General features: G+C 47.0%; 5 protein-coding genes and 2 pseudogenes. 4 read left to right on the top strand and 3 right to left on the bottom strand.

Features of this window, described 5'->3' with window-relative positions; translation table 11 throughout:
* The 3 genes and pseudogenes from F7P81_RS12375 to F7P81_RS12395 form a co-directional block, all read left to right on the top strand.
* On the top strand, positions 1–1,973 hold a 1,973-nt coding region (locus tag F7P81_RS12375), incomplete at its 5' end, for an autotransporter family protein (protein ID WP_151159752.1).
* Between the two features lie 335 nt (positions 1,974–2,308).
* On the top strand, positions 2,309–2,896 hold the full coding sequence (locus tag F7P81_RS12385; protein ID WP_113946508.1) for a hypothetical protein: 588 nt from the start codon (positions 2,309–2,311) through the stop codon (positions 2,894–2,896).
* Positions 2,897–3,162: 266 nt separating this feature from the next.
* Positions 3,163–3,445: pseudogene (locus F7P81_RS12395) on the top strand (DDE-type integrase/transposase/recombinase); the annotation flags it as partial.
* Between the two features lie 316 nt (positions 3,446–3,761).
* Here the strand turns inward: F7P81_RS12395 and F7P81_RS12400 are convergent.
* Together F7P81_RS12400 and F7P81_RS12405 are read right to left on the bottom strand one after the other, a co-directional pair.
* Complete coding sequence (locus tag F7P81_RS12400) at positions 3,762–5,381, bottom strand: GMC family oxidoreductase (RefSeq protein WP_151159753.1); 1,620 nt, start codon at positions 5,379–5,381, stop codon at positions 3,762–3,764.
* A 31-nt stretch (positions 5,382–5,412) separates the two neighbouring features.
* Positions 5,413–5,856, bottom strand: coding sequence for a sugar dehydrogenase complex small subunit (locus F7P81_RS12405; protein ID WP_210207363.1), 444 nt, complete (start codon positions 5,854–5,856; stop codon positions 5,413–5,415).
* A 228-nt stretch (positions 5,857–6,084) separates the two neighbouring features.
* Between F7P81_RS12405 and F7P81_RS12410 the strand changes: the two are divergent.
* Positions 6,085–6,695: pseudogene (locus F7P81_RS12410) on the top strand (IS6 family transposase).
* A 237-nt stretch (positions 6,696–6,932) separates the two neighbouring features.
* On the opposite strand, the gene F7P81_RS12415 reads toward F7P81_RS12410, so the two are convergent.
* The gene (locus F7P81_RS12415; protein ID WP_151159754.1) at positions 6,933–9,980 is read right to left on the bottom strand and encodes an autotransporter domain-containing protein; all 3,048 of its coding nucleotides are present in this window, start codon (positions 9,978–9,980) and stop codon (positions 6,933–6,935) included.
* Positions 9,981–10,341 lie beyond the last annotated feature (361 nt).

Below are 10,341 nucleotides of genomic sequence, written 5' to 3' on the forward strand. Positions count from 1 at the left end.
TGAATGGCCCACTTGTTTCAAGTTTCGATCTGACCGGCCGTGTTGCAGGTAACAAGGCTGCCATTTTCATGTCAGAAAATGCCTTGGTGGGACAGATCAATGTCATGCAGGGGGCGAGCATTTTCGGGGATATTATTTCTGATTATCAGCAAAAAGATGATGATGGCCATCTGCGCCTGACTGAGCTGAGTTTCGGCTTGAAGGCTGATGCACAAGGGAATTCGACTGGCACAGCTGATACGGATTTCAGACTGGCTTACGGTGGCAATATCAAGGGCAAGAATATTTCGCTGCATCTTAATGGCGGCACGACACTGTTGACTGGCAACCATCAAGTCTTTGATGTCGGTGTGGCGCAAGCAGCAACGCTTTCCGGTCAAGGGATTTACCAGATAGATGCAGCCCAGCAGTTCCGCAATAGCGGGATATTAAATCCTTCTGTTGCTGGAGCAGCAATCACCATTGACGGAAATTATGCTCAGTCAGCTACCGGCACCTTGCAACTCGCATTCAATGATCAGTCTGACATCAGCAGCCTAATTGTAAACGGTAGTGCTGGTCTTAATGGCACGATCAGCTTTGCACCTGATCGGGGTTATTATCGCGATGGTTTCACCGTCACTTCAAACGAGTGGTTACAAGTGGACGCAATGAGTGGTAACTTCACAAATGCTAACACCACATTGACCTCGCCGACACTTAACGCGAGTGCGACAGATAATGGTAATCTGTCTTATACCGTATCATTGAGCCGTGATGCGAATGCCTATTCGCAATATGCGGGAGATAGTGAAGACCGTGAAGTTGGCGCTGCATTGGATAGTCTCGCCAATAATGCTGCGACAGAGTTTAAACCATTGTTCGCAGCACTGGATTTTTCTGAATCTGACGGCTCAACTGTTCGCTCAAGCCTGCCGCAACTAAGTGGTGAGGCCTATGCATCCGCAAGTGGCGTTTTGCTCAATGCCAGTGGCATCACCCGGTCATCGGTCAATAATCGCCTGTCTCAGGCATTTGGCGGTACACCGGTTAATCCGGTGTCTGTGATGGCCTATGGTCCGGCAGCTAAAACCAGTCAGGCAGGCAATGCCATTGATCATGTTGCTCCGGTTAATGCTGATGATCTTCAGCGCTATGCCGCATGGGGGGCAGCATTCGGCAGTTGGGCCACACAATCTGCTACAGATAATGCCGCACGCACCAAGTCGACCATTGGTGGGTTCATCACCGGTATTGACGGTGATGTTTATAATAATTGGCGACTTGGCATTATGGCCGGATACAGCCGTTCAACTTTTAAAACACCAAGCCTTTCTTCATCCGGCTCCAGCGATAATTACACGCTTGGTGCTTATGCGGGCACTGAATGGGCGACCGGCCAAGGTTCCATCGGTTTCCGCTCAGGGCTTTCCTATTCCTGGCACAATATCGAGATGAGCCGCTCGGTTGCTTTCAATGGCTATTCCGACAAGCTGTCAGCTGATTACAATGGCGGTACGTTTCAGGTGTTTGGCGAGTTGGGCTATAAGCATGATCTCAGCCCGCGCGCGATCATCGAGCCTTATGCCAATCTTGCCTATGTCAATGTCAGAACGGATAGTTTTACCGAAACAGGCCATAATGGTGCAGCGCTCAGCGTACAGTCCGGTACGATGGATACGACACTCTCAACCCTCGGCATGCGTCTCTCAACCAGCTTTGAGCTTGGTAATACACTGACAACCGCACGCGCTGATCTTGGTTGGCGACATGCTTTTGGCGATGTGATCCCGTCATCGACTGCGAGCTTTGCTGCAGGCTCCAATGCGTTCACAGCATCGGGCAGTCCGATTGGCAAAGATACCGCACTGATTGAAGCCGGACTTGATTTCGCCATTACGAAAAATTCCAAACTTGGTGTCTCTTATCAAGGACAGTTTGGTTCAGGCATCACTCAAAACGGCGTGAATGCTAATTTCAGCGTGAAGTTTTAGACTGAGTAAGAATAAACTGGATTTGGAGAGCTGCATGTAGGTAAATTTAGCCGTTAAGTTTCATGTGGGTAAATTATCTTGTATTAGATTGTGTAACCCTTACGGCCTTCTTGAGGAGCCAACCTATGTCTTTAGGTGCAATAGCAATCAATCTAATTTTGCCTGCGCCGGTACTTATCGTTGAGGACGATATGCAGGTTCGCTTGAGGCTGGAAAATCTTCTACTACAATTTGGCTAAAAAATTGGTGCCCTTATCTTTGCTGCTTCACTGAGTGAAGCGCGCGCGCAATTGTCATTCTAAGCACTTTGGGGATTTGCAAAGGGGGGCGGGGGGATGGATGTTAATATTTCGAGTGTAGAAGTCTTTACCCATGTACGCGTCATTATCGGCATTGTACTTGGTCTAAGTATTTCAAGGCTGTTAACGGGTGTTTGTCGTATTATTCAGCATCCACAGCGCCAGAATATATATCTGATTCATTTGGGATGGGTATTATTTACCTTTCTGACAGTCGTACATTTTTGGTGGTATGAATTATACTTGAACCAGACACTAGTGTGGAGGTTTGAGGCCTACCTGTTCCTTATCTTCTTCGCCAGCTTGCATTTTCTGGCTTGTAGTTTGCTATTCCCAGACAACATGGAAGGCTATTCCGGCTTTCAACATTATTTTACGTCACAGCGCGGCTGGTTTTTTTGCATTTTGATATCAGTTTTCTTAATGGATTTTGTCGATACTGCGTTAAAAGGTATGGATCATTTCCTCTCTCTCGGGCTGGAATATCCTTTGCGCAATTTATTCTTGGTTGTAGTTTGTAGTGCCGCTATCTATGCGCGCCAGCAGAAATCGCAATCGGTTCTTCTCGTTCTAGCGATCGTTTGCCAAATGACTTTTATTATGACGCAGTTCGGTACCATTTAGGGGCCTATGAATGGCTAGAAGCTTTTAGCGTCCGCAATAGTAAACGTATGAAAGGCGATTATGCTTTGGCTCTTACTGCTGCATTATAGGCCATACTCACCCAGCCTGCCATTTCGTCAGGGTCGTCGTATGCGGCGATCCAGTCGAGCAAGAAAAACAGGTCAAATACACCAGCCTGATCGCCAAAGCCATCATACTATCCAATGTTGAGGATCTAACCGGTGTTCTTTTCTCCATGGCTGCCGACGGCGTTCGCGTTCCCCCCGAGTCGGCGAGTTTATGAAACTTATGTGTAAGTCCCGGGACAATGGACTTACCTTTACCGAGTCGTCGACAAATTCGGCAACACGATCGATTTCTACCTGTCTGCGACGCGCAACGCCAAAGCAGCCAAGCGCTTCTTGGGGAAGGCTTTGAATAGCTTGAAAGACTGGGGAAAGCAATGTGTCATCAACACTAATAAAGCACCAACCTACGGGATTGCCATCACGCAGTTGAAGGCCGAAGGCAAATGCCCTGATGAACTGGTGCATCAGCAGGTCAAATATCATGAGAATGATCTAATCGCCCACACGATTTCGGCAATGCACCTGGCTGCGCCATTCAGAAAGATGGTACATCCGAAGTCTGTAGCGGGCGGCAACTGCATTCACTACTGCTCCAAGCTTTAAGCTTTTCCAAAACAACCACGTCTTTATATATTTTGTCCAGCGCCACTAAGCATTCCCACGGATATCTGAGTCAGAGCCCTTGAGAAACTCCATTGAAGTGGCCATCGCTAAACTCCTGCCAAATCAACACAAATGTAAATCGCAGATAGAAAACACAGAAGGAAGGTCATGGTCTGATAACTCTTACCTTAAAGTCAAAATTTTACCGTCGCAGCTATTGCCGGCACTGCTTTCAATGACAAGGCAGCAATTGTGAGTGTAGGATTGGCCGTCGCTGATGTTGGAAATGTCCCTGAACCCAATAAAAATAAATTCCGATGATTGAAGCTACGAAGATCAGCATCAACGACTGCACTGGCAGCATCCGTCCCCATACGAACCGTACCGATTACGTGACCCGATCCTTGTATGTCCTTAGCATGATTGATGTTTGTTGCACCTAAAGCTGTGAATATTTCCGTATGAGCCTTTTCAGCTTCAGCTAATCCGGCTCGCGTATATTCATCATAATTATACTCTATCCGTGGCAGTGGCATGCCATTGGCATCACGCTTTTCCGGATCGAGTGTAACGCGATTACTGGCTTCGGGCGATTGCTCTACCAGAGAAGCCAAGCGGATATGTCGCGAAGTCACCTGTCTGATTGCAGCGTCAAGCTCGGCACCGCGTAATCCTTGCTTTGCCAATTCTACCGCCGTCGACAAAGGCGCACCCGTTGGCCAATTATGACCATCATTGCCAATTTCTATTCTAAAGGCCGCACGGTCTTTACGAAATTCACCATCACGCAGATTTTCAATTCCTGATGTGGAAAGCGGTCCACGATAAGGCCAGACGGGATCCTTAGCCTCTGCCCAACTTAATTTGCTTGGATGATCCATCAAATTGCGACCAACTTGATCGGAGCTATTGGCAACACCATTTGCGGCACCCTCCTGAGCAGAGTTTAACAATAAGCGTGGCGTCTCAATAGCATGAGCAGCTACAACAACCACCTTGCCTTTTGCCGTTCCAGTGCTGCCATCAGCACGCCGAAAATCGACAGAGGCAATTTGCCCGTCTGGCGCGAGGTTCAATCTTGTTGCTGTCGTTTGATCATAGATAACCGCGCCCGCACCTTCTGCCTGATCCAGATGGATAGTCGCATCATATTTCGCCTGCACCGGACAGACAGGGATGCACGAGCCATTGCCGCAACATTCAGGCCGATCGCCTATTGCTACAGAGGTGCGAGCTTGAGGCGTGGATCGAACTTGATATTTCGATCCTTCCAGTGCTTTTGTGAATTGTTTATCGAGATATGTCTGCGGTATCAGCGGCATCGGGAAATCACCCGATCTTGGTGAGCCAAGGTCCTCAGTGCTATCACCTGCTACGCCGACTTCCTGTTCAGCCGCCAGATAAAAAGGCTCAAGCGCATGATAGTCGAATGGCCAATCGACAGCTTGTCCGTAAAGTGAATTCATCTTGAAATCAGCAGGCACATTGCGAAGTGTCGTTCCCAACCAATGCCAGGTGGTTCCGCCCACAACCTTGATATAAGTCGATTTGAAATTCTCAGGCCCCATTTGTTGATAATAATCACCAATCCTGTGAGCTAACGGATGCGGGGCAGTCGGATCATTCGGGTAAGCCGACTCCGGAACCTTAATTTTCGCATTCCAGAATTTTTCGACGGCATCAAAACGATCAATACGCTTTCCACTTTCCAAAAAGGCCACTTTCATACCCTTTTGCGCCAATTTTGCACCAGCAATTGCACCAGCAATACCGCTTCCGATAATCAGTACATCAACAGAAATATTTTCCGACATGTAACAATCCCTAGTGCCCCGATTAACGGAATTAAGCTTCTGACGGTTCAGACCAATAGCCAATTGTGCCACCGCAGTATCCCATTGGTTTGGTGTAATCCATCGCCTGCCAGATCAGCGCATCCGTATATTCTACCACCACCAGATCATCCGGGTTTGGAGATTCACCTGTATACCAAGTGGCAACCAATGAATCAGATAGATCTTGATTGTCATCACCTGCTGCCAGTTGGACGAGATCATCTTCTTTGCCAAGTCTGATATAGACTTCCATAATTGTGGTCGCCATGTCCTTAGAAAGTCCGGTCTGTCCCAGTTGTTTTTCTGAGAGTCTCATGAATGAGTTGACATCAAAAATTGATGTAGCCGCCCAAACTGGCAGGGGAAATAATGCAAGAAGAGGTGCTGCCGAGGACGAGCATAAAAAAGTCCGTCTCGTGAGAGCTGAAGGAGACTTGACTTTGTGGCTGGGCATATTTCTGATCCTCGACGCAAAATGAATATTCAACCTACTTTCACTTGATTTATGTCCCTGAGAATTCAGCAAAGCCATCCCTGAAAACTGGTACCTGTACAATAAATTGTAATAGCCCCGAATTATTCGGTTATTTCTCACCCTTAATTGAGGGTGAGGAGTAATGTTAGGCATATGACATCATTGCCAGGTTGTTTGAGGTAGGGGGGGCGTTTTCCGCGTGAATTTATTGCTTACGCTGTCTAAACCTATCACCGAATTGCATTGAGCACGGCCGATGTGGAAGATCTTCTTGCTGAGCGTGGCGAGTTTGTCAGCCGATAAACCGTTTGCGCCTGGATTAATCGCTTCGGTCGCCATTTAGCCGACTGTATCCGCAGGAGTCTACCAAAGCCAAAAGACAAGTGGGACCTTGATGAGGCTTTCATTACTATCGGAGGAAAGAAGTTTTGGCTTTGGTGGGCAATTGATGCAGATGGCGATGTTCTTAATATTATAGTTCAAACGCGTCGAAATACTAAGACTGCCAAACGGTTTTTCTCCAGACTGGTGAAGCAATTCGTCAACCACGTGTGATCGTGACGGACAAGCTGCGTAGTTACATTGAGCCGATACAAAACCTTTCAGCAGATGCGGATCACCGGGTTCATAAAGGCTTGAATAATGCTATAGAAGTCTCTCATAGGCCAACGCGAAAACAGGAAACGATATTGGGTCGGTTCAAGTCAGCGCGACAGGCGCAAAGGTTCCTTGTCGCTCACGATCAGATCAACCTGATTTTCCGTCCGCGTCGCCATAAACTCACAGCTCAATACGGTTTGCATCGCACTGGACAGTGACTTGCCGCGCCGCCAAATTGCCTCAGATTTCAGTATTGGGCATACAAAGCTTATGAAAAAAATCGCTTCTGTTATCGATGAAGTGAAGACACTCTCACGTCCACGGATATGACTATGGTTGGGCGCAAGATATCGCGGTCACCCATGCTCATTAACATCTCCTTCTATCCCACAATGGGGAGAGAAGGAGACGTCGCACGAGTAAGCTGCATATCGACATGTTTTAACGTAAATTCATCAGAACTGGATTTTCAAGCTGGCATTCAGACCATTTTGCGTGATGCCGGAACCGAATTGCCCCTGATAGCTAACTCCAAGAACTGCATTCTTTTCAAGTTGGAAATCTAGTCCGGTCGAGATAAATGCGGTGTTACGACCAATAGCCATGCCATTGATAGTAAAAGCATCAGATCCGGTGAAATTTGCTTTTGATGTTGGTGTCACATCGCCAAAAGCGTGTCGCCATGCAATGTCGGCACGTGCTTTAACCGGGATAACCCCTTGATTAAGGTCGGCAGAGATCCGAAATCCGAGTGATGCCAACGCCGTATCCATTGTGGATTTATACATGTTCAAGGTTGCGCCATTACGGCCGTCTTCGCTGAATTTATCTGCTCTCAAATGCACATACGCAAGATTGGCATAGGGTTCGATAGCGAATTGTTCTGTGGTTTGATGCTTGTAGCCGAGTTCTCCAAATATTTGGAACGTTCCCGCTTTATAATCTGCTGCTAGTTTATCTTCAAAGCCGGCGAAGGCGATACCACGGTTCATGTTAATATTATGCCATGTATAAGCAGCCCCCGAGCGGAATGCGAAAGTGCCTTGATTATGGGCCATTTCAGTACCAGCATAAGAGCCGATGGTATAATCGTCACTTTTGCCGGAAGACATGCGTTCATGAATGCGGAACTTACTGTAGCTGTAACCAGCCAGTAAGCCAAACCGCCAATTATCCCAAACCTGTGCATCAATACCGGTCAGAAAACCGCCAATACTGTTTCTTGTTTTTGCCGTATTGTCGTTGCCGGATTGTGTTGTCCATTCACCAAGGCCATGCATCCAGAAATTCGGCTGATCCAGATAACCGATTGTTGTTTCAGCAACGCCTGAAGACTTGGAAAAGCTTCGGGACAATTGATTATATACAGCTGTACGGGTGTATGCGCTGTTATTGATCAATGAGGATTGTATCGAGGCATATGCCTCACCTGAGAGTTGATCATAGGCCTGCCGGGCTTCTGTTTTATTCAAAAACAACATGTGATCGTATAAAATGCTTCCTGCGCCCTGACTTTCCAAGGCGGTTGCGGTGGCTGTTTGATTATGCGTAACAGCAATATCCGCAAAAGCTACATCTGAGCGGCTGGTTTCTAAAAAGACATTAGTGCTATCATAATCCAAGGCAAAATCGATGAATGGCGTTTGCGTAACCAAGCTGCCGCCCCAATTATCATAGGTACCGATAACACCGTCACGGGCTGTAAGTAACGTGTAGCGTCCAGCAGCAGTGCCACGTCCTGCGCCTTGGCGCACAAGCTCCAGTGAGCTATTGCTGCCCAATATAGCTGCACCATTGATGCTGATGTGATCAGTGCCATTAGCGGCTGACAGACCTGCAATATAGGTTGAGCCGCTTGATTGGAAGAAACTTCCATTAACCGTTAAAGTACCGATTGCATTGTCTGCAAAAATCGCACTGCCCGGAGAGATCTTGCCACCTTTTGCCAGTATTACATTGCCAACAGAGCCGCTGCCGGACAATTGGCCTGCCTGCGAGACATGGCTATCCGATGTAATACTTCCCTGTACTTCCAGGCCGCCGCCAACAATGTTGGTTGGTCCCTGATAAGTGTTTTGACCGCTAAGAACGAGAATACCATCGCCACGCTTGGTGAGATCACCTATGCCGGAAATGGAGTTTGACCAGATTGAAGAATAACCTTGTGTATCTACATCAAAAACACCAGCGTAACGAAAGGCCATTGGTCCATCAATGGCCGCGCCGAGATTGAGTAAGCCCTGTCCGAACTTGTCCTGATCTTCAAAACCGGTTTTAGTAGTGGTGGTTAAAATGGTTTCAATAGTCTGGCGGGCATTCATATAGGGAAATGCTGAACGCACAACCGCCGCGGCGCCAGCAACATGTGGCGCTGCCATAGATGTGCCGTGTATGTATCGATAGCCATCATTCTCATCGCCTTGCGGCCAAGTGGAGTAAATCCCTCCCGAAATATTCTCACGTGTCATCGCTCCACCGGGAGCTGTTATACACCACTCCGCCGTATCACCACATTCATTGCTGTAAGGAGCGAGCTTGCCGTCGGAACCAACCGAAACGACCACAATCAATGACCCTTTGAGATCAGAGAAATCCGTATCCTCAAAGACGGGATCATTCGGATCTATAAGACGATAGGTATTTGGGTTATTTAAATCAAAGTCATCAAGATCATCATCATCATCACCATCACCAAGAAAGCGAATTTTGCCACTATTGATATAATCGCGGGTGATGAGCGGAAGCATGCCATTACCAATGGGCATGCTCGTATAAGCACCTGGTTGTTCTTGTCGAGAATTTCCGGCTGCAAAGACCATGACAACATCTTCGTCTGCTGCATATTTCAGTACTTTATAGGTTTGCTCCAGATCGTCAAGAGTACTAATCATAAGTTGATAGTTTAATATTTGATAATTGGGGTTTGGGATGCCTTGCTCGAGATCCCGATTAGGATAAACATCGGGACCATAGCTACCATTAATGACTTTTGCCCCGTTTTTTACTGCATATGCTATAGCTTCATCCGTCGGGTTAAAATCTTCATCGTCATTCTCAACTTCAACCGCGCGTAAGGGCATGAGTATGGAGTCATAGGCAACACCTTGCATGCCAAAGCCATTGCGGCCTGCACCAATAATGCCTGCGACATGATCGCCATGGCCGTTTAATGATCCCCTCTTTTTACGTGGGAAAACATCGCGGGCTGGTTGTTCGTCACCAAAGTTGTAATAGAAGGGCGAAACGCGACCGGCATATTCAGGGTGATTAACGTCTAAGCCAGTATCAATTACTGCTACGACCACACCTTTTCCGGTATATCCTTTAAGATAGGCGGGCAGGGCGTTGATCATATCAAGCCCCCAATTGGCGTGATATTCCGCATCAGCGGCTGGTGGAATGGCTTCGGCGTTTTGTGCATAGGCAAAGGTTGGGACAAAAGCTGGCGCTGCAAGTGCCGTGGTTAACGTCAGGTATTTTAAACCAACCTTTATAAGAGACATAACTTCCACTTCCTCTAAGAAAAAGATATTCCGCGATATTTTTTTGCAGAATGAACATTGAATTTAAGAATGTTAATCATCACGCATGGTCAATAGATATCCCTGAAAACTGGTATATTGGTTTTATAATCATTATTTGTAATTATTTATTCTGTATTTATCCTCTTATTAATTATTGTAAAACTACCAGTTTTCAGGGATATTTTTGCAGGAAATATAGTGTTATAAATAATACTAGAAGTTCTCACATTCGTTTCGACGTGTCGTAGTCGATAGTTAAGCTGAAACTGTAGTATATGAGGGAAAAGCCTCGAGATTGATCGCGGTGATGGATCTTTCTATACTTGACGCTTTAACCATT

Origin of the sequence: Pseudochrobactrum saccharolyticum (genome assembly GCF_008801715.1) — a bacterium.
In the GTDB taxonomy this organism is placed as follows: domain Bacteria; phylum Pseudomonadota; class Alphaproteobacteria; order Rhizobiales; family Rhizobiaceae; genus Pseudochrobactrum; species Pseudochrobactrum saccharolyticum.